Genomic DNA, 258 nt, shown 5'->3' with positions numbered 1-258 from the left:
GGCTGGTGCGTCTGCTGGTCCGTCGCGCTGTGCCGGGACGCATGGGACGGGCAGATTCGGGACGTCGGCTCTGAGGATCGGGAATAGCGATCTCGGTGCTCATCGGTCTGCTCCTCCGTAACGAATCCGCGGATCGACGACGGCATAGAGGATGTCTGCGATGAGGGCGCCGAGCACGGTGGCCATTGAGATGATGATGGTGACTGCTAGCAGGATGGGGTAGTCGCGGAACTGGGCCGCCTGCCAGAACAACAGACC

At 63.2% G+C, this 258-nt stretch carries 1 protein-coding gene; it reads right to left on the bottom strand.

Features of this window, described 5'->3' with window-relative positions; translation table 11 throughout:
* Window positions 1-99: 99 nt before the first annotated feature.
* Window positions 100-252: a hypothetical protein gene (locus BST27_RS31040; protein WP_249025757.1), complete on the bottom strand. Its 153-nt coding sequence runs from the start codon at window positions 250-252 to the stop codon at window positions 100-102.
* Window positions 253-258 lie beyond the last annotated feature (6 nt).

Origin of the sequence: Mycobacterium intermedium (assembly GCF_002086275.1) — a bacterium.
Lineage (GTDB): Bacteria > Actinomycetota > Actinomycetes > Mycobacteriales > Mycobacteriaceae > Mycobacterium > Mycobacterium intermedium.
This window is presented reverse-complemented; position numbering and strand designations above follow the sequence as displayed.